Raw genomic sequence first — 20394 nt, 5'->3', positions numbered from 1 at the left:
TACAGAGCAGGGGGCTTGCTCACTGCGGATATGGATGCCGGTCTGGTTCAGTCCTGCGACAGGAATGCGATGAGCGCGTCGTTGAACGCCGTCGCCGATTCCACGTTCACGATGTGACGGCCGGGCAGCACGCAGAGCTTTCCGTCCTGAACATTGTCGGCGATCGTTGCGAGATCTGCGGGCGGGCAGACGGCGTCATCGGCGCCTGCGACAGCGAGAACGGGATTGGAAATATTGCCCAGCGCATCCCGGAAATCCGCGCGCGCGAGCGCGGCGCAGCAGCCGGCATAGCCCTCGGCGTCTGTTGCGGCAAACCGATCGAGGATCGCATCGACGGCGGCAGGGTTCCGCGCCGCAAATTCCGGCGAGAACCAGCGCTCCCTCGTCGCCCCGGTCATGCTGGCAAGGCCGTTTACCCGGATGGCTTCGATGCGGTCTCTCCAGCTTTCCGCGCTGCCGATCCGGGCGGCGGTTGCGCATAGCGCCACGCGGCCGAAGCGCTCTGGTGCGTTCAGCGCCAGCCATTGCCCGGTCAGTCCGCCGATGGAAAGACCGCAGAAATGCGCGCGGTCGATCTCGAGCGCATCCATCAGCGCCAGAACATCGCCGCCGAGATCATCCATCGCGTACGGGCCGGCGGGCGCGCCGGAGCCGCCATGGCCGCGCCGATCATAGCGCAGGATGCGGAAACGGTCGCTCAGATCGACCACCAGCCCATCCCACATCGTCAGATCCGCGCCAAGGGAATTGCAGAACACCAGCCAGGGGCCTGCATGACCGTCGATGCGATAGTGCAGGCGGTGGGAGGGCAGATCGATATGCGGCATGGACAGGCTCCGGGTTGTCGTCAGGCAAGGCGCGCGTGCCGCGCTCAAACCGCAACGTACCTCCGCTTCGGCGAGGCCAACGCAGCGCCTTTGAAAGGCAGGATAACAGATTCACGTCGACGCCGCCCGGGAGATCACGGCGCTTTCTTCGCAGAGTTTGACAATGACACGGGAGCCGTCCGCCGCTGGCGGAAAACGTCCAGGCCGCTGCCCGGCAGGCGGGCCGGGGAAGCCCCCCCCGAAACACATCGGGTTCACGGGAATGCGTTCGTCCGGCACGATCGGCGGCTTGATGTCTATCAACAGGCTGGAGCGCGATCCAATCATAAAGGAGCGGTTTGCGATAACCTGAATTGATCGCTTTCCCGGGCGGCTTCAGCCTGAATGTCACGCTTGCTTGTCGGCGGCGATGGACGACCCGCGGCTATCTTCAGCCGCCTCAAGGCCCTGCCACGCATAGGCCTCGGCCGGGGCGTCATGGGCCAGCATGTAGTCCCGCAATCCGGTATAAAGGCGCGCCTCGACAGCCGCATCCCGGATTGGCTCCTGCTGCTCCGGGTCGCTTTCGAGATCGAACAACAGGAAGCCTTGGTCTTCGAAAGTGCCGTTGATGTTCGGTGGCCGTTTGGCGGTCGCGAGCGCATCAACCTTCAGGAGCGGCATGTCGCGGCAGAAGTTGAAAGGCGGCGAGAGCGTGGCCGTCCGGATTTCCGCATCGCTGAACGGAGCGGTCATGTGCTGCGGCATCAGCGTATATTCGTGGAGCCCCTCGGCGAGAACGTCCGGCGGATAATGCAGCATGACGTAGCGCCCGTCGGTCACACCCACCGGTCCGCCAAACAGGCCGAAGGCGACCACGCGTTCCGGTTCGGGCGACGCGAGCAGGGAGCGACCGGTGACGGGCGAAGGCGCCTCGATACCGAAAAGATCGAGGATCGTCGGCATGATGTCCATGGTCTGGGTGAGCGCGCCCACCCGCTCGCCGGCACGCTCCGGCATTTTCGGGTGGCAGAGCATCAACGGCGTGTGGACGATCTCCTCGTAATAGGGCATCCGGCCCTTGCCCCACCAACCATGTTCGCCGAGCAGGAAGCCGTGATCCGTGCCGAGCACGATCGCCGTGTCCTTCCACATGTCGTGTTCGTCCATGTAGTCGAGAAGGCGGCCGAGATAGTCGTCGCACATGCGCAGAAGCGCCGCGTAATTCGCCCGGATTTCGGCAACTTCATCGTCGGTTTCGTTGACGCGCTTGTAGTCCGGCCAGTTGAACACCGCGCCCCGCCATGCGCTGTCGCCTTCGCGGCGGAAGCGTTCCGGCGCGCGGAAGGGTTCGTGCGGATCGAACAGTTCGAGTTGCAGCATCCAGTCGTCGGCGGCGCGGTTGGCGTCGAGGAAATCGAAGGCCGAGGCAAAGCACTGCGCGATCGGAAAATCCTCCTCGCGCGGCTGGTACATGTTGTTGATCATGTGTTGCACCCGGCCCGGCTTTTTCGCCGGATCGTAATGGCGCGCGTCATAGTCGCGCCGGAAGCTCTCGAGCGGCGGCTTAGCCAGCCCCTTCCAGGCATCATATTCCTGGCCGCGAATGAACTCCCAGCTGTTGTATTTCGTGTGGTAGCCGGTTCCGCCATCCTGGAAATAGTGGAAGTGGTCGGTCACCAGATGGGTGTAGACGCCTCTTTCGCGCAACAGGTCGCAGAAGGAAACATCATAGGGCTCCATCGGCCCCCAGCTTCGGTGAAAGAAGTTCGCACGGCCGGTCTGCAGGTCGCGCCGCGCCGGAATACAGGGAAGGCTTCCCACGTAATTGCGGTCGAAAGTTACGCCGCGAGCGGCGAGCCGGTCGAAATTCGGCGTTTCGATGCCGCCGCCATAGGCGCCGAGAGCCAGGCGGTTGAGCGAGTCGAACAGAACGAAGATAAGCCTCACGGGCGCCTCCTTTCATGCAGTCTGCGGCAGGGCAAATGAGGTCGCGCCGAAGAGACCGCTTTACAAAGTTGACCGGTCGCGCGGGGCAATGCAAAGCCGCCCCGGTCGCAAGGGCGAAGCCGGTTTGTGTGTTTTCCAAAGACCGGGGCGGCCTGCCCCGGCCGACGGTTTCATCGGTCAGGCAGCCGCGCTGCCATGCTCCGGCACGTCGCCGATATCGGCCTGCTTGGCATCGAGCTTTTCGAGCATCGCCTTGAAGAGTTCGCCATGGGTCGAAGTGGCCCGCGAGGCATGATCGTCGGACATGATGAAGATAATGTCGGGGCGGGTCATGGTTTCACTCCTCAGTGTTTGTGGGATCCGATGCCGGACGGCGTGGCGAAAACCGACCGAACATCCGACTTTTCCAGCCGCGCGGCAGGCAGAGCCAGAGGATCAGCAGCGCATTGATGGCAAGGATCGTGCCCGAGATCGGACGATCGGTGAAAATGCTCCAGTCGCCGCCGGAGATCGTCAGCGAGCGGCGCAGGTTCTGCTCGCAAATCGGGCCGAGGACGAGGCCGATGACGATCGGCGGCAGGGGATAGTTGAAGACCCTGAGGGCAAGGCCGATCGCGCCGAAGGCAAGGGCGGTCCAGAGGTCGAAGATCGACGATGAAATCGAGTAGACGCCGAGCACGCACAGAAGGGCCACGACCGGCAGCAGCATGAACTTCCGCACCCGGATGAACAGGATGAAGACGGGCGTCAGGAGCACGCCCGCCACCAGCAGGTAGATATTCGCCGACATGTAGGACAGGAAAATACCGCCGACCACATCGAGATTGTTCTCGAACAGGCCCGGTCCGGGAAAGAAGCCGAGGATGATCAGCGCACCCATCAGCACGGCCGAGGACGCGTCTCCCGGAATGCCGAGCGCGAGCGTCGGGATCAGGGTGCCGCCGACCGTGGCATTGTTCGACGCTTCCGTCGCCACCACGCCCTGCGGGTTGCCCGTGCCAAAGGTTTCAGGCCGTTTCGACTGCGCGCGCGCCATGGCATAGGCCATGAAAGAGGACGAGCCGCCGCCAAGCCCCGGCAGCGCGCCGAAGAACGTGCCGAGCAGTGACGAGCGGAGCAGGTTCCACCAGTCCCGCAGCGTGTGGAGGATCGCCCCGAAGGACGGCCGCGTGATCGCGATATCCGGCTTGACGTTGAAATTGCCCTGCCGCGCCTGCGACACGATCTCGGAGATCGCGAAAATGCCGATCACCACCGCCACCATGTTGACGCCGCCCAGAAGCCCGTCGAGACCGAACTGGAACCGTTCGATATCGGTGAACTGGTCGTAGCCGATCGTCGACAGCAGCACGCCGAAGACACCGGTGATCAGGCCCTTGATCGTCGCCTCATGGCTGACGACGGCGATGGTCAACAGACCTGTCACGCCGAGCGCGAAATATTCCGGCGGGGCGAAGCCGAGGGCGAATTCCGCGAGCACCGGCGAAAAGAACACCAGCACGATGCCGCCGATGATGCCGCCGAAGGCGGAGGCCGCGATGGCGAGGCCCAGGGCTTCCCTGGCCTCCCCCTTCTGGGCCATCGGATAGCCGTCCAAAAGCGTGGCGGCGGCAAGCGGCGTTCCCGGTATCCTGAGCAGGATCGCCGAGATCGCGCCGCCGCAGGAGCCGGCGACGAAGATCGAGATCAGCAGGCCCATGCCCGCGACCGGTTCGAGGTGATAGGCGACCGGCAGCAGCAGGATGATGCCCATCAGCGGCCCGAGCCCGGGCAGCACGCCGATGATAAGGCCGATCAGCGTTCCCGCGAGAATGGCCAGGAGCGACGAGGCGGTAAAGAACAGGCCGAAACCGGCGATGAGAGGTTCGAATGTCATGTCATAGCACCTAAAGCCGGGCACCTAAGGCCGGGCACCGCTTACCAGATGGTCAGTTCGAACATGCCGACGGGCAACCGGACATTCAGGAGCGCGCCGAAAACATAGCCGGCGGCCAGAGTGGTCAGCAGCGACGCGGCGACCAGCGTGACCGGCGAACGGTTTCCGAGGATCAGCATCAGCACGAACATCAGCGCCGGCATGGCGAGGTAGAAGCCGATCACCGGCAGCACCGCGGTAAAGGCGACCAGAGCGGCGAAACTCATCGCCGCCCTCAAAAGCAGGAAGCTCTCTTCCGGTCCGGGCGAACCGTCGGGTGCCGGAACCGAGCCATCGCTGAAACGCTCCTGGCCGATCAGAATCCGCACCGCCTGGACGACGCCGAAGATCACCAGCAGCCATGCGAGGCCGTCCGGCACGAGAGCGGCATTGTATTGCGGCGGCCCGCCGGCCGCATCCATCTCCACGAAGACGGTGCTGGTCTGCCAGAACACGATGCCCGCGATCGCGAAGAAGAATGCGACCGGCAGGAACAACAGGGCCTTTTCACGCGATGACGACATGATGTCTCCAATGAAGTCCCGCCGGGCCGTGACCGGGCCCGGCGGGCGTTCGATCAGTTGGCGGCACGGATGGCCTTGGTTTCCCACTCGACCGCCTTGACGCCGCTCTCGAGCTGGGAGCGGACGCTGTCGCAGGTCTGAAGATATTCATCCGGCGCGTAACCGAGCGGCTGGAAACCCACCGCCTTGATGCTCTTTAGAACCTCGGGGTCGGTCATCGCCGACTTCATGGCGTTGCGCAATACCTCCACCCGGTCGGCGGGCGTGTCGGAGCGCACCAGCCACCAGTCCCAGCCCGCCGGCGCCAGACCGGTGACGCCGATATCGAGGCCAAAATCGGAGGGCCGCGGCGCGCCGCCATAGGTCTCGCTCGCATCCTCGGTGTCGGAGAGCGTCATCAGCACCTTGAGCTGATCCTTGTTGGCCTCGTAGACGCCCGGGTTGATGATGATCCAGTCGAGAATGCCGTTGCGCAGATCCTTCACGCCGAGCGCCAGATCGTCGTAGGGCACGGCGCGCGAGACGGTGTCCATCTTCTGCATGACGCTGGCGGCGATCAGGTGCGGAAGCGAGGTGCCCGAGCCGTTATAGGCGGTCTTTGCCGGATTGGCCTTCAGATATTCGATGAATGACGGGAAATCCGACCAGCGGGTCTCGTCGGGCCGCATGGCGATCGCGAACCCGTTGGCCGTGGCCGCATAGAGCGGGGTGAAATCGGCGCAGGTCCAGTCAGCCTTGCCGAAGATCGGAGAGATGACGAGCGGCGCGACATAACCGTCCATGATCGTGTAGCCGTCAGCCGGTTCGTCGAGAAACGACTTCATGGCGAGAACCCCGTTCGCGCCCGGCTTGGCAACCACCGGCATGGCCTGGCCGAGCTGCTTGGACATGGCCTCGGCGATCAGCTGGCTGACACCATAGGTCGGCGTCCCCGCCGCCCAGGGGTAGACGACCTGCACCTTGCGGTCCGGGAAATCGGCCAGGGCCGATCCGCTCATCAAGGCGATGGCGGAAACAACGAGCAGGCTCTTCTTGAGCAAAGACATTCAAATTCCTCCCTTGGTAACGAACCGGCGAGCGCAGACCCCGTCGCGCTCCGCCGGCCGAGCTTAGGAAGATGACGTTAATCAAGGCGATATCAATTTTCTAATTCCAATTCGGAAATCATCGTTTACTTTTATTGATGAGGCGGGTTCGCCATGCTAGCCGAAACCGCTGCCAACCGGAGTCTTTGCCGCACCATGCGTTTTCTGCTTTCCCGCCAGTATCAGCATTTCGCCGCGGTTTACCGCCAGGGCAACCTGCGCAAGGCCAGCCAGGTCGCCGGCGTGACCCAGCCGGCGCTGACCAAGAGCATCCGCCAGATCGAGGCATCCGTCGGCGCCAAATTGTTCGAGCGGACGCCCCAGGGCATGGTTGCGACCCCGGCGGCTGAAAAGCTCTACACGCTTTACGAATCCTTCGATCAGCAATCCCGCTATGCCCAGCTGGAGCTCGTGGAATTCCTCTCCGACACCGGCCCGCAGATCAGGATCGGCGCCGGCTTCGTCTGGGCCTGGCACCGCCTGTCGGATGTGATCGGCGACTATGTCAAGGCGCAGCCGTCCGTGCGGGTGAAGCTCACCACGGGCATCACCGACACGCTGATACCGCAGCTCGAGAACCACGAAATCGACATCGCGGTCTGCGATCTTCAGGGCATCATCCCGCCTCCCGGCTATGCGTGCCGCATGCTCTGGTCGACCGGGCGGCGGCTCTGGGCCAATGCGAACCATCCCCTGGCAGGCAAGATGAACCTCACCCTCGAAGACCTCTCGGCCTGCGTCTGGATCGGCTACACGACGGATACGCGAATGATGGCAATGCTGGAGCGCCAGTTTCGAGACGTGGACCTGAAGAAGCCGATCCAACTCGTCGAGACTTCCTCGCTGATGGCGCAGCTCAATGTGATGGCGAATTCCGAGTTCGTCGGCGTGATCGCCGACGATATCGCGGAGGAAGCGGCGCGGCGCGGACTGGTTCCGCTGGATTTCACGTCGGAGGACTGGGTGCTGCATGCGGGCGCAATGTATCCGCAGGAGGTCGAAAGCCACCCCGCATTCCGCCATCTGCTGGAACTGCTCCAGAAGCGCTGAGAGCCAGCCCATTTTTTCGGATCGAGGCGTTTTCAGACGCGGCCCGCCGGATGTCCGCCGGGATCGAATGTCATATGGAGCCTGAAGACCCGCGTGGCGCCGCGTCCGGATGGTTCAAGTAGCCCGGCCTCGCGGAGTGCTGCGCGCGGCTTCTTGTCGTGGGTCGCCGGTTCGATGCAGAACAGATTGGTGCCGTCGGCCGCGTTGCGGAGCGTCTGCAGGCAGGGAAGCGCGTCGCCGTCATAATCGAGAGCGAAGTGCGGCGCGGCCTCGCCAAAGCCTGCAAGAACGACCTGCACCGGCCCCGCACCGGACGGCCGGGTGCGGACGCCATCGGGCGACAGCGCGTCGGGGACATCCTTTCCGGCAAGCGTCAGGCGCGAACCGGGGCCCGCGAGCGGAAAGCCGAAATTGATGTGGTACATCGCCATCAGCGGCAGCGACCCCGAAAGCACCGTCACGCGATCGGTGAGCGTCAGGGACCGACCGCCGAGGGGAACGGTGATCTCGCGGTCGAGCCTGACGGTCGCGAGCCCGAGAACGAACTGGGTCGCCTCCGCCACGACGCGGAAAGTGCAGTCATCGCCGTCCCATACGGAGGCGCAGGCGGTAATCCGCGCCGGCATGCGCGCCATCCTGCCATGCAGGGGATAGGCGCGGCCCTCATCCGTGTCAGGCTGGCGAATGTGGTCGAAGCCGCAGGTCGACATCAGGCCGGAGAGCGTGGTGTTCTCGCCGACAGAGGCCGTTCCGCTCATGCCGATCGGCCCCGCCCAGCCGAACGGCACGTCATTGCACCAGACCTGACCGATATCGCAGCATCGGTCCGGCAGCAGTTCGACCCTGAGGCCCGCACCGCTGTCGATCTGGATCAGGCGGGCGCCGCTTGCCGGGCCATCCGTCTCCGCAAGCTGCCTGATGCCGGCGACCTTGGCGATGTCGGGGACGAAGGCAGCGAGTTCGTCGCGCTTCCAGTTCCTGCCGTAGAGTTTCATTCTCGGCCTCAGTTCAGCAGATTGCGCCCGTCATCGGCATCGAAGAGATGCCAGCTATCCTGAGAGGGCTGTATCGCGATGGTGTCGCCCTCCTTCGGCAGGCGCTGGCCGCCGGCGTCGCCTTCCGCCGCACGCACCGCGATCTCGGTTTCGCCAAGCCGGCCAAACACGAAGATCTCGTGGCCCAGCCACTCGATCGCATCGACGACGATGTTCGCGCCGGTGTCATCGCCCGCGGGGAGGATGGAGAAATGCTCGGGGCGGATGCCCAGATCGACGCTCTGCCCGGCGCCGACCCGCTCCTTCAGGAGGGCGAGGCGTTCAGGTGAGACCGCCAGCGTCATCGCTTCAGGTCCGTCGAAATTCACCGTCCCGTCTTCCACGGAAAGCGTGCCGCGGAAAATGTTCATTTCCGGCGTGCCGAGGAAGCCGGCGACGAAGCGGTTTGCGGGATTGAGATAGAGTTCCTTCGGCGAGCCGACCTGCTGGATTGTGCCCTCGCTCAAGAGCGCGATGCGATCGGCCATCGTCATCGCCTCGACCTGATCGTGGGTGACGAAGATCGAGGTCGCGCCGAGCTTGCCATGGAGGCGGCGGATTTCGAGCCGCGTCTGGGCGCGCAACTTGGCGTCGAGGTTGGACAACGGCTCGTCGAAAAGGAAGAGCTTGGGATTGCGCACGATGCAGCGCCCCATCGCGACGCGCTGGCGCTGGCCGCCGGAAAGCTGCCCGGGCTTTCGCTTTTGCAAACCTTCCAGGCCGAGCATGCTCACGGCTTCCGCGACACGGCGATCGATCAGCGCCCGGTCCTCGCCGCGCATTCTGAGCGCGAAGGACATGTTCTGCTCCACCGTCATGTGCGGATAGAGCGCGTAGGTCTGGAACACCATCGCCATGTCGCGGTCGGACGGGTCCGTATTGGTGATATCCTCGCCGTCGACACTGATGGTGCCGCCGGTGATGTCCTCCAGGCCGGCGATCATCCTCAGCAGCGTCGATTTCCCGCTGCCCGAAGGACCGACGAGGCAGACGAATTCGCCGGACGAAATGGTGAGATCAAGGTTTGGAATAACGGTGACGTTGCCGTAGCTCTTGCGGACGTTCTGAAGTTCGACGTGTGCCATGATTCACCTATTTGACCGCGCCGGCCAGAAGGCCGCGCACAACGAAACGTTGACCGAACATGATGAGAACGAGAGCCGGCAACATGGAAATGACCGAAGCCGCAGCCATTTCGCCATACCGGATCTGGTGTTCCTGGGCGAAAGTGGCGATGGCGACAGGCGCCGTCATCGTATGCTGGTCGGAGAGGTTGAGCGAAATCGCGAAATCGCTCCAGGACTGGATGAAGGCGAGCGCGCCCGCAGCCGCCATGCCGCCCAAGGAAAGCGGCAGGATGATGCGCCGGAAGACTTGGCCATAGCTGCAGCCATCAAGCCGGGCGGCCTCGACGAGTTCACGCGGGATCGCCAGCATGAAGCCCGTCATCAGGAACATGGTCTGCGGCAGGATGTGCACAGTATGGGTGAGTATCAGCGCCAGGTAGGTGCCGTGCAGGTTCGCCTGCGAAAACATCACATACCACGAGCCCACGAATGTCAGCGTCGGCAGCATGTGAAAAACCAGCGCCCAGCCGAGCACCAGGAACGAAACCCAGCGCGGCGGATTCAGCCGGACGATCGTGAACGCAGCGACCGTGGCGATCAGAAGCGCCAGCGCCGTGGCCGAAACGGCGACGATCGCGCTGTTGAGCAGGTTGGCGAGGAAATCCGACTGCCGCGAGAACAGGATCGATACGTAGTTGGCATCGGTCACCGGCGCGACCATCTTGCCCATCAGAATGTCGATCGGTCGCTTGAACGAGTTCGACAGGATCCAGACCAGCGGCCCCACGATCAGCAGCGCGTAGCCCCAGGCGACCATATCGCCGCCGGTAATCCTTCTGGATTGTGTTCTCATGGCTTGCTCCTGCGCATGCGGCGGCTGCGAATGACGAGGTTGACCACGACCGTCAGGACCGCGACGGCCAGCAGGGTCAGCAGCGACATCGCCGATCCCATGCCGACCCGGTCCTGACCGAAGAATGTCCGGTAGATCGAGAAATTGATGACTTCTGTCGATGTGCCGGGCCCACCGCCCGTCAGCAGGAAAATCTCGTCGAAAACCTTGAACGACAGCACCAGCCTGAGGCCGAGCGTGATCAGGATGGTCGGCATCATCATGGGGATGATGATGTGGATGAGTTCCTGCCACTTCGATTTCACGTCGAGCCGCGCGGCCTCGAGGATCTCGTCATCGAGGGTTTCAAGCCCGGTCAGCAACAGCAGGAAGACAAAGGGCGTCCAGTGCCAGACATCGACCCCGATGACCGAGGCAAGCGCGAACCGCTGGTCGCCGAGGAAATCGACGGGCCCCAGCCCGAATAGGCCGAGAAGTCCGTTCACGATACCGAAGTCGCGGCCGAGCATCAGCCGCCACATGGCGCCGATCACGATCGGCGGGATGACGATGGGCAACAGGAAAATCGCCGTCAGCAAGCCCCGGCCGAAGCCCGAAGACCGTCGCACGGCCAGCGCCATGAAGAACCCTGCGATCATCTGTATCGTGACCGCGGCGACCGCGAAGATGATCGTGTTCTTCACCCCGGCCCAGTAGACCGGCTCGCCGGCGAAGAGCTCGCGGAAATTCTTCAGGCCGATGAAGCTGATCTCCGGCTGACCACCGCTCCATTCGACGTTCGACAGGCTGAGGCCCGCGAGGTTGAACACCGGATAGACCGTGAGCACGACCAGCAGAACCACCGCAGGCACGAGCGAGGATATTATCCAGATGCGGTTAGCCTTTCCGGTTCGGCCGACTTCAGACTTGCGTTTCTGCATGGCAATATCCCGAAGGTCCGGCCCTTGCGAAGATGCAAGGGCCGGATCCAGCGCATTTACAGGTGGTTGGGTTCTTTGACGTCGTAACCGGCGCCTGTCAGGATCTTGTACATGTCGTCGGCCGAAGCGTTGAGCGCTTCGGTCGCCGTGATCTCGCCAATGACCGCACGGTTGAGATGGACGGAGATCGCATCACTGATCTGCGTGCCCTGGACCAGCGGCATGTTCATCCGCGCATTCGCCGCATTTTCCGAGAAGGCCGGAATGAAGGCGAAGGCCGGCTCGCTCGCCTGCTTCGTGTCGCCGAGGTCGCCACGAACCGGAACGCCGCCGTCAAGCACGTAATTGGCCTGGTTTTCCTTTTCGAGGAACCACTTGAAGAAATCCAGAGCGGCCTTTTGCTGGCTTTCCGGAACATTGCTCGCAATCCCGCCGACCCATTGCCCGGCAGCCGACGCGTGCATGCCGCCGGGTCCTGCTGGTATGAGGGCTGTTCCGATCTTGTCAGCCACGATCGAGCTGTTCGGATCGGTGAGCGAGGAATAGGCGGCAACCACCGCGATCGCCTGCGCCGCCTTGCCGGTCGACATAAGCTGAATCAGTTCGGCCTGCGCGATCGCGCCCGGATTGGGCGGCCCTGCTTCCTTGCCAAGCTTGATGTATTGCTCCAGCGCCGCAAGGCCCTCCTGGCTTGCAATGGTCGGCGTGAAGTCGCCCTTGGCCGGGTCGGCGAAGAAACTCGCCCCGTAGCTGAACAAATAGGGCGTGAAATTGTAGAGGATCGAATCGCGCGAGGCGCGCGGCACGAAGCCATAGATGTTCGGCGGATCGTTCAGGGCCTTGGCATTGGCAAGCAGATCGTCCCAGGTCACCGGCACCTCGAGACCGGCCTCTTCATAGAGATCCTTGCGATAGTAGAAAATCTGGACGTTGCCGTTGGTCGGGACGGACAGGAGTGTCCCATTCGGGTCGAAGCTGTGGGTTTCGGTATTCCAGTAGGTCGAGCTACCGAAGGTCAGCACGCTTTCGGGCAGGCTGAAGTCCGGATCGATCTCCTTGAGCGGCTTCAGGAAGCCGCCATCGTAAATCTCGGCCATGCCGGCCGCGTTCAGATTGACGATGTCATAATCGCCCTCGGTCGCGCGCAACGAGTTGCGGGTCTTTTCCATCATGCCGCCGAACGGCGTCACGTCGAGGTCGAAGCGCGTGCCGGTCTCCTCTTCGTAGGCATCCACCATGGCGATGAAACCGTCGAGCCAGGGCGACTGGTTGATGAGCACCCGCAGCGTCGTTCCGTCCTGCGCCTGCGCGGCTGCCGCCATTGCGAGCGTCATCGCGGCCGTCGCTGAAAGCACCATCATGCGTTTGCGTATGCGTTGAACTGTATGCATTGTCATTCTCCTCCCGTTTTATTTGCGAACGAACGCGCCGGCGCGGTGAGCCCCAGCCACGTATAGAAGTCATCGGTGGTGTCGTGCTCCTTCAGGATGCCCCTCAAGCCATCCTCGAAACGCGCCACGACCGCCGGATCATCGACAGGCGTCGACTGACCCGGATCGTTGGTCAGGTCATAAAGAGATGTTCCGAACCGCCCGAAGGGATCGCTGTAAAGACCGGGCCCACGCTTTGCCGGAACAAGGCCCGGAACGCGCAGCACGGGCGCGCCCTTGGTGAAATCAAGCGGCGGATGCAGCGTCGCGTCCGCGAGTTCCTCCACCGAGAACAGCGATTTCAGATGGGTCGGCATCAGCGTGTATTCGGCGGGCGCCGGGCCGTCACGATCCGGCGGATAGCGGAAATAGGTGTGGTGGCCGTCGGTCAGGCCGACCGGACCGCCATGCATGCCGAAGGCGATGACCCGCTCCCCGTCATCCCCGTCCAGCCGATCGAGGATCGAGCGGCCGCGCGTCTCCGGCGGCGCTTCAAGGTCGAAAATATCGAGCATGGTCGGCATCAGGTCGGGGGTCTGCGTCAGGGCGTCGATGCGGGTTCCGGCGCGATCGGCATGCGCCGGGTGATGCATGATCAGCGGAATATGCGAGAGTTCCTCGAAATAGGGCGGAATGTTCTTGCCCCACCACTCGTGCTCGGACAGCAGAAAACCGTGATCCGTCGACAGAACGAGGCAGGTGTCCTTCCAGAGATCGTGCGCGTCGAAATAATCGAGCAGCCGGCCGAAATGATGGTCGCACATGGCGACGAGGGCGTTGTAATTGGCCCTGATCTCGGCGATTTCTTCCGGCGTGTTGGTGCACGGCCCGTAGCGCGGCCAGTCGAGGATCGGCCCGTCGTAATCGGTCGGCAGCGCCTTGCGGTATTTCTCGGGAACGTGGAACGGCTCGTGCGGGTCGAAGCATTCGATCTGCAGCATCCAGTTGTCGGCGTCACGGTTGCAATCGAGGAATTCGAGCCCCTTGGTAATGCATTGCGGGCCCGGGAATACGTCCTCATCGCGGATGAAGGAACGGTTGATCTGGTGCTGCAGCCGGTTTCGTTCGCCCGGCTTGTTGTAATGAAGATCGGAATAGTCTTGGGCGAAGCGCTCAAGCGGCGGATCGACCATCGCTTTCCACGGGTCGAATTCCTGGCCGCGAACCAGATCCCAGGTCCGGTAGCGGTTGTGGTAGGTCGCGCCGCCATCCTCGAAATAGTGGAAATGGTCGGTGATCAAATGGGTGTAGACATTCGCCTTGTTCAAAATCGCCGGCAGCGAATTGTCGAAGGGCTCGAGCGGGCCCCATGAGCGATGCATGAAATTGAGCCTGCCGGTGTGCATGTCGCGGCGGGCCGGCATGCAGGGGAGACTACCGACATAATGGTTGTCGAAGGTCATCGCCCGCCTGGCGAAGCGATCGAAATTCGGCGTCGCAACCTCGCGACCGCCATAGGTGCCCAAAGCCAACCGGTTCAGCGTGTCGAACAGGACGAATACAAGCTTCATGAGTGATCTCCCTGCCCGGATACTAGACATTTGCCAATTTTTGAAAAATACCTTCGGAGCGAATAGCGATAACCCTGAGATATCGCTATTCGCTCGGGCAGCACCGTCTCCATCGGCGGGAGCGAGAACATTCCGGCAATGAGGCTTCGTCTTGATAGCGTCAGGGACGTATGCGGGGAGCGGGTAATTCCTCTCGTTCCCGCAGCGGCTCCGTCACCGCCTTCAGGGAACGGATCATCTGGGTGATCGGCGCGAAATCCGCGAAACTCCGGTGAAACGTGATCCCGGTCGGGATGCTCCAGCGAAAGCCGTCAAGCGCAACTTCCTTCAGGTCGCGCCCTTCCGAGGTCGCGCTGAGAGGCACCGGCATGCAGCCGATGAACTGGTGCTCCGCGATCATCTTGAAGGCGATCTGCAAGGAATGGGATTCCAGCGCCACGCGGGGCTCGGGCAGGCCGCGGGCCTCGAAATAGTCGCGGATCTGGATGTTCGCCTGCTGGCCGCTGAAAAGGCACAGCCATGGATAATCCAGCGTGTCGGCCGGCTCGACGCGATCCTTTTGAAACAGCGGATGCTGGCTGGAAGCGAAGATCGCGTTCTGCTGCTGGTAGAGTTCGATGGTCCTGAACGCGGCTCCGAGATTGAGGGTGCCGCCCTCCGTGCGCGGAATGCCGCCCGCATAAACGCGGATGTCGCCCGATTTCAGCAACGGCAGCAATTCGCTGCCCACGCCGGTGGATACCTGCACCTTCAGATGCGGGAAACGCCGGCGGAGGTCGGCGAGCATGTTGGGAAAGTGGACGGACGAGTAGACGGGCCCGCCGCCGATGCGCATCGTTCCGCCGAGCCCGTTCGACTGCGCGCCAACCTCGACAATGGCCGCGTTCCAGGCGGCCTCGACCTCGCGGGCGCGGATATGCATCATCTCGCCTGCTTCCGTCAGCCGGACGCCGCGCGGCAGGCGCAGGAACAGCTCGGCCCCGAACGCCTCCTCCAGAAGCCGGATCGATTTCGTCAGGGCCGGCTGGCTGATATTCATCGCCCGCGCGGCGCCGTGAAAGCTGCCGGCATCGACCACGCCGAGAAAATGCTGAAACCGCCAGATGTCGTGCATTACCGCTCCTCCTCTTTGCGGATCGAGGATAGACTGCGGCAGAAAGGATAACCAGAGGATATCGCAGGAACCGGTTTGAGCAAACCGGCCCGCTTCCGCTGAAGGATCAAACAACTGGGCCCGCAATCGAATCGGCGGCGCACCCTCGAGCCGCGCATACCGAAGCTTCGCGCCGGCTGCCATTTCCCGATCTTCCTCGAACCGCATCGCATGGCCGAGAAGGTCCTGACGGCGGTGATCCCGGAAGCCCTATGGACGGTCCGCGAACGGCTTTCCGAATTCGGCCTCGAATTCCTGTTCGTCCCAGAAGCCGATCAGAATGCCGGGCGGTTCCCCGCCCGTCATTGCCTCGATCCGATCGGGCGAAAGGGTGATGCGGTTGTGGTGTTGCCGTGACCAGGCGAACAGGGCCTGCGCCATGGTCGCCCGCTGCAAGACGTGCTCCTCCTGGTCGCTTCCGCCCAGATCGTTCAGTTCCAGCGGGTCCGCCTCAAGGTCGAACAGCATCGGCCGGAAGCCTTCGGCATGGACATATTTCCAGCGCTGGTCCCGGATCATGATCAGCCGCGCGTCTTCCTGCGGGTTGCCGATGATCTTTCGTGCCTCGCGTGTCGCATAGTCATATTCGGAGATCGCGTAGCGGCGCCAAGTCTCGGCCGGCCCCCTCTTGTGGAGCAGCGGATCGAGGAACTGGCAAGAGACGCAGCCGCAGTGGCGAGCCGGTTCTGAGCGGTGCTCGCGGCGCTTCGTCCGAGCCTGACCATCCGGTTGCTAGTCTCCAGGCGCCGTTGCGGCTTTATCAAGCAAAGACATCGCCGCCTGATGCCGGCGTCTTTCGCGATAGGCGGAAAATTGCGTGTCGGCGATCACGCCTGCCAGGATGACGCTGCCCATGACCGCGAAATTCAGGGATGAGGGAATGCCGAGAAGGTTGACGAGGTTCTGCAGCACCTGAAGCAGGATGACGCCAAGCACGACGCCGATGATCGAGCCCTCCCCGCCGCGCAGCGAAAACCCGCCAAGCACGGCGGCGGCAATCCCGTAAAGCTCGTAGAAATTGCCGTGCGATGCCGGCTGCACCGAGCGTGTGTACATCGCGAAGAACACCGCGGACAGGCCGGTCAGCAGCATGCACAGCACATAGGCCGAGACGATCACCCGGCGCGTATTGATCCCGGAATAGCGCGCCGCCTCCTCGTTCTTGCCGACGGCGAAGAGATGACGGCCGAATACGGTGCGATGCAGGACAAACCACGAGACGACGGCGACGAGGGCGAAGGCGATCACGGAGTGCGGGATGCCGAAGCTGCGGCCGGCGACGAGATATTCGAGCGCCGGAAAATCGGTTCCGAAGGTGAAGCCTGCCGTGCCGTCGCGGGTGTAGAAACGGGCAATGCCGCGATAGATCAGCAGCCCGCACAGGGTCACCACGAAGGGCTGGAGCTTCAGCCTGGTTACCAAGAGGCCGTGCAGCAGGCCGATGAAAACGGCGAGCACAAGAACAATCGCGAGCGCAACCGGCCATGCCACGCCATGGGTCGCGATCAGATCGATGAAGATCACCCCCAGAAGCGCGATGACGGAGCCGACCGAAAGCTCGATCCCGCCGGTCACGATGACGAAGGCTTCGGCGATGGAAAACAGACCGAAAAGCCCGATCAGGTTGGCCGTGTTCGCAAGGTTGATCGGCGACAGGAAGCGCGGATTGACCAGCGCCACGATCGCTCCGACGCAGATGACCAGAACCGCGAGCCCGATATCTTTTCTATGCATTGTCATACCCCCTATCCGACGGCAAGGCGCAGGATGTTTTCCTCCGACAGCGCCTCATGTTCCAGGATTCCGGCGATGCGGCCGTGGCTCATCACGGCGACGCGGCTCGATACGCCGATCACCTCCTCCATGTCCGAGGAGATCATCAGAAGCGCCGTGCCGTTCGCGGCGAGTTCGCGCATCAGACGGTAGACCTCCGCCTTGGCGCCGACATCGATCCCCCGCGTCGGCTCATCCAGGATGATGACTTTCGGCCGTGTGGCCAGCCATTTCGCCAGCACGATCTTTTGCTGGTTGCCGCCCGAAAGCTCCGCGGCGGGCCGGTCGAGCCGGCTGGCCTTGATCGCCAGGTTGTCGCGCGCGTCGACCGCCAGAGCGAGCTCGGCCCGCCGGTCGACGAAACCGCGTCGCGACAATGCGGCAAGGTTCGGCATCGCGATATTCCCGGCGATCGTAAAGTCGAGAAACAGGCCTTCCGACTTGCGGTCTTCCGGCACAAGACAGATCCCGGCCCTGATCGCGGCCGGCACCGAGCCCGGCGCAACCGGTTTTCGCTCGACGGTCACCGTTCCGGCTTCGATCGGATCGATGCCGAAGATGGCGCGGGCAAGCTCCGTGCGCCCCGCGCCCACAAGCCCCGCAAGCCCGAGGATTTCGCCGCCGCGCAACGCAAGATCGACGCTTTCATGCGGATAGGCGGTGGTGCGCAGGCCCCGCGCCTCGAGCACGATAGGCCCGCGCTCGGCATCGGGCTTTTCATAGAATTCCGAGACCGGACGGCCAATCATGAGGCGCACCATCGCATCCTTGCGGATATCGGCGCCGACGAGGTCGCCGGCATTCCTGCCATCGCGCAGACCGACGACCCGATCGGCGACCTGCTCTATTTCGCCAAGACGATGGGTAATGAACAGGACGGCGACGCCCTGGTCGCGCAGAAGCCGGATGATGTCCAGCAGGCGCTGCGTCTCCGAAACGGTCAGGCTCGATGTCGGCTCGTCCAGGATCAGCAGGCGCACATTGGTGGAAAGCGCCCGCGCGATTTCCAGCAATTGCTGTTCGGCAAGCGGAAGCTCCGCGACCGGATCCGACGGGCCGAAGCGCGTGCCGAGCAGGGCGAGCAACGGCCGGACGCGGTCTTCCATCGCCGCGCGGTCGATGAAGCCGAACAGGCCCTTGCGCATTTCCCGACCCAGCATCACGTTGCCGGTCACATCGAGATTTGAGAACGGGTTCAGTTCCTGGTGCACGAAGGCTATGCCATGCGAAAGCGCGCGGGCGGGCGTCAGGCTTTCCATGCGGTGGCCCTCAATGACGATTGCGCCGTGGTCCGGCCGGATCGCGCCGCCGAGAACCTTCATCAGCGTGGACTTGCCGGCGCCGTTCTCGCCGATCAGGCCGACCACCTCGCCGCCGGCGATCTCCAGCGAGACGTCGTTGAGGGCAATCGCGCTGGAATAGACCTTGGTGATGCCGCTCAACGTCAGGGAAATGGGGTTGCCGATCCGTGCCATCGCTACCTCAAATGCGTCCGATTGACCCGTGCGGACGACGATGTCCGCACGGGCGGGAAATGCCTGTGGCGACAGGAGGGACGCCGCATTTCCCGTGCTAGCCGTTGATGCGCTTCTTGAGCTCGGCCTCGAAGGCATCGACATTGTCCTGGTCGATGATCTTGGTCGGCACGATGATCAGCCCGTCCGCCGGGATTTCCGATCGGTCGCCCTCCAGATAGGACGCCATCAGCTTCATGCCCTGATAGCCCCACTGGTAGGGGTCCTGCACGACGGTGCCCGCAAACGAGCCTTCGCGAACGGCGCCAAGCGTGATCGGGTCCTCGTCGAAGGCGACGACGGTGATGTCGCCCAGCTTGCCCGCCGCCTGCAGCGCTTCGTAGATCTTGGGCGGATTATAGGAATAAAAACCCACCATGCAGTTGATGTCGGGGCTTGCGGCCAGCACGTCATCGACATTGGAGCGAGCGCGGGCGAAGTCGACATCATCGCCGCGCACATCCACCAGTTCTATGCCCTTGCCTTCGACCGCCTGGCGGAAGCCCGCGATGCGTTCCCTGGCATTATCCGCGCCGAGAAAGCCGACAAAGCCCATGCACTTGCCGCCATCCGGCATCGCGCCGACCGCGATTTCACCGGCCTGCATGCCGGCGGCGGTGTTCGACGAGCCGAGATAGGCGATCCGGTCGGATTGCGGCGCGTCGCTGTCGGTGGTGAACAGCGGCACCTGCGCGGCAATGCGGTTGAAGGCGTCGATCGAATTCTTCGGATCGGCCGACGAGATCATGATCGCGTCCGTGCCGGCGGCGACCAGATCGTCCATCAGGGCATTCTGCAGGGCGGCGGTGCCCTGCGCCGGATAGCGGAACTGCAGCTCGTAGCCCGGAAGCTCGGCCTGCGCCGCGTTGACGCCTGCCTCGGCCAGTTTCCAGAAGTCCGATGCGGCATTGACGACGAAGGCGAGCTGCGGTTTGTCGTCGGCCATTGCGGTTGTTGCGGTTACAGCGAAGCCCGCTGCAGCCAGGAGTATGGATGTCTTGTTCATGATGTCCTCCCGCGACCCTCTCCTCCAGGATCGCTTACCAGGTTGAAAATGACGCACGACAACGCCGCAGCGGGCCTTGCTCGACGCCGTGGCATGCGACGGTGCGGACGGGCGACTGCGTGAAGAGCAAGCCGCCCGCCGGGGTCTCAGTTGTTCTCGCAAAAGCCGGGTTCGTCCGCGGTGCAGACGTCGAGCCCGGTGAACAGCGGATCATCGACCTTTTCGCCATTGATCAGCTGGATCATGACGTCGGGCGCGCGATAGCCCATCTCGAACGGACGCTGGCCGACCTGCACATGGCTGCGTCCCTCGCGGAAGGCCTTGGTCTGCGGCGGCAGCGTGTCGCCGGCGATGATGATCAGGTCCTTGGATTTCAGCCTGTCCATCACCTGGTCCGTCACCTGGGTATAGGCCTGCGGGGCGAACTGCGCCCAGCCGCCGATCAGGATGAAGGCGTCGAGATCCGGATTGGCGGTGAACACATCCGACATCTGCTGGTTGGCGAGATCGGCCTGGTCATTGGTGAAGACCGGGCAACCCTCGATCTCGGTCCAGCCGTTCTGGCCGGAGAGCCGGTCGACATTCTTCTCGCCCGCGATCGTGTCGCGGAAGCCCTGGGCGCGGGCATTGATATTGTCGGCGGCGACATTGCCGAGCTGGAGGCAGACCGTGCCGCCGTCAGCGCGGAGCTTTTTCGCCTCTTCCGCCATTTTGACGCCCATCAGGTAGTTGTCCGTGCCGAGATAGGTCTTGCGCAGATCGCGATCCTGCTCAAGGAAATCGGCGTCGATGGTCATGACCGG

General features: G+C 63.2%; 19 protein-coding genes. 1 reads left to right on the top strand and 18 read right to left on the bottom strand.

The genetic code is table 11. From position 1 onward, the window contains the following. Positions 1-47: 47 nt before the first annotated feature. The 6 genes from pcaD to B4E36_RS02275 all read right to left on the bottom strand — a co-directional run bounded on the left by pcaD (position 48) and on the right by B4E36_RS02275 (position 6241). Positions 48-827, bottom strand: coding sequence for a 3-oxoadipate enol-lactonase (pcaD, locus tag B4E36_RS02300; protein WP_292057901.1), 780 nt, complete (start codon positions 825-827; stop codon positions 48-50). A 387-nt stretch (positions 828-1214) separates the two neighbouring features. Further along, positions 1215-2756, bottom strand: coding sequence for a sulfatase-like hydrolase/transferase (locus B4E36_RS02295; protein ID WP_292057900.1), 1542 nt, complete (start codon positions 2754-2756; stop codon positions 1215-1217). Positions 2757-2933: 177 nt separating this feature from the next. Next, on the bottom strand, positions 2934-3089 hold the full coding sequence (locus B4E36_RS02290; RefSeq protein WP_292057898.1) for a hypothetical protein: 156 nt from the start codon (positions 3087-3089) through the stop codon (positions 2934-2936). Between the two features lie 4 nt (positions 3090-3093). Further along, on the bottom strand, positions 3094-4632 hold the full coding sequence (locus B4E36_RS02285; protein ID WP_345899927.1) for a tripartite tricarboxylate transporter permease: 1539 nt from the start codon (positions 4630-4632) through the stop codon (positions 3094-3096). A gap of 41 nt (positions 4633-4673) precedes the next feature. Further along, a complete protein-coding gene (locus B4E36_RS02280) occupies positions 4674-5195 on the bottom strand; it encodes a tripartite tricarboxylate transporter TctB family protein (RefSeq protein ID WP_292057894.1) in 522 nt (173 codons plus the stop codon). Positions 5196-5248: 53 nt separating this feature from the next. After that, on the bottom strand, positions 5249-6241 hold the full coding sequence (locus tag B4E36_RS02275; RefSeq protein ID WP_345899926.1) for a Bug family tripartite tricarboxylate transporter substrate binding protein: 993 nt from the start codon (positions 6239-6241) through the stop codon (positions 5249-5251). A gap of 153 nt (positions 6242-6394) precedes the next feature. On the opposite strand from B4E36_RS02275, the gene B4E36_RS02270 reads away from it, so the two are divergent. Next, entirely contained in the window at positions 6395-7330 is a 936-nt protein-coding gene (locus tag B4E36_RS02270) for a LysR family transcriptional regulator (protein WP_345899925.1), read from the top strand. A gap of 32 nt (positions 7331-7362) precedes the next feature. On the opposite strand, the gene B4E36_RS02265 is transcribed toward B4E36_RS02270, so the two are convergent. The 12 genes from B4E36_RS02265 to B4E36_RS02210 form a co-directional block, all read right to left on the bottom strand. Next, on the bottom strand, positions 7363-8325 hold the full coding sequence (locus B4E36_RS02265) for a DUF4432 family protein (RefSeq protein ID WP_292057889.1): 963 nt from the start codon (positions 8323-8325) through the stop codon (positions 7363-7365). 8 nt (positions 8326-8333) lie between these two features. After that, positions 8334-9449, bottom strand: a complete 1116-nt coding sequence (locus tag B4E36_RS02260) for an ABC transporter ATP-binding protein (RefSeq protein WP_292057887.1) — start codon at positions 9447-9449, stop codon at positions 8334-8336. Positions 9450-9456: 7 nt separating this feature from the next. Next, on the bottom strand, positions 9457-10284 hold the full coding sequence (locus tag B4E36_RS02255) for a carbohydrate ABC transporter permease (protein WP_292057885.1): 828 nt from the start codon (positions 10282-10284) through the stop codon (positions 9457-9459). Next, the gene (locus B4E36_RS02250; RefSeq protein ID WP_292057882.1) at positions 10281-11204 is read right to left on the bottom strand and encodes a carbohydrate ABC transporter permease; all 924 of its coding nucleotides are present in this window, start codon (positions 11202-11204) and stop codon (positions 10281-10283) included. The genes B4E36_RS02255 and B4E36_RS02250 overlap by 4 nt, the downstream gene beginning before the upstream one ends. A 56-nt stretch (positions 11205-11260) precedes the next feature. Beyond that, entirely contained in the window at positions 11261-12595 is a 1335-nt protein-coding gene (locus tag B4E36_RS02245; protein WP_292057880.1) for an extracellular solute-binding protein, read from the bottom strand. A 2-nt stretch (positions 12596-12597) separates the two neighbouring features. After that, positions 12598-14145, bottom strand: a complete 1548-nt coding sequence (locus B4E36_RS02240; RefSeq protein WP_292057878.1) for a sulfatase — start codon at positions 14143-14145, stop codon at positions 12598-12600. Positions 14146-14305: 160 nt separating this feature from the next. After that, entirely contained in the window at positions 14306-15259 is a 954-nt protein-coding gene (locus B4E36_RS02235) for a LysR family transcriptional regulator (RefSeq protein WP_292057876.1), read from the bottom strand. Positions 15260-15508: 249 nt separating this feature from the next. Then, a complete protein-coding gene (locus B4E36_RS02230) occupies positions 15509-15817 on the bottom strand; it encodes a hypothetical protein (protein WP_292057873.1) in 309 nt (102 codons plus the stop codon). A gap of 213 nt (positions 15818-16030) precedes the next feature. Further along, positions 16031-17032 (bottom strand): ABC transporter permease, encoded by a 1002-nt coding sequence (locus B4E36_RS02225; RefSeq protein ID WP_033410071.1) that lies wholly within the window; start codon positions 17030-17032, stop codon positions 16031-16033. A gap of 11 nt (positions 17033-17043) precedes the next feature. Beyond that, on the bottom strand, positions 17044-18546 hold the full coding sequence (locus B4E36_RS02220) for a sugar ABC transporter ATP-binding protein (protein ID WP_292057871.1): 1503 nt from the start codon (positions 18544-18546) through the stop codon (positions 17044-17046). A gap of 97 nt (positions 18547-18643) precedes the next feature. Further along, positions 18644-19591, bottom strand: coding sequence for a sugar-binding protein (locus B4E36_RS02215; RefSeq protein ID WP_345899924.1), 948 nt, complete (start codon positions 19589-19591; stop codon positions 18644-18646). A gap of 146 nt (positions 19592-19737) precedes the next feature. Next, a partial coding sequence (locus tag B4E36_RS02210; RefSeq protein ID WP_345899923.1) for a substrate-binding domain-containing protein occupies positions 19738-20394 on the bottom strand: 657 nt, incomplete at its 5' end.

This window comes from Martelella sp. UBA3392 (assembly GCF_002358775.1).
GTDB lineage: Bacteria > Pseudomonadota > Alphaproteobacteria > Rhizobiales > Rhizobiaceae > Martelella > Martelella mediterranea.
Note: the sequence above shows the minus strand (reverse complement) of the source record. Positions and strands in the feature narration are given on the sequence as shown.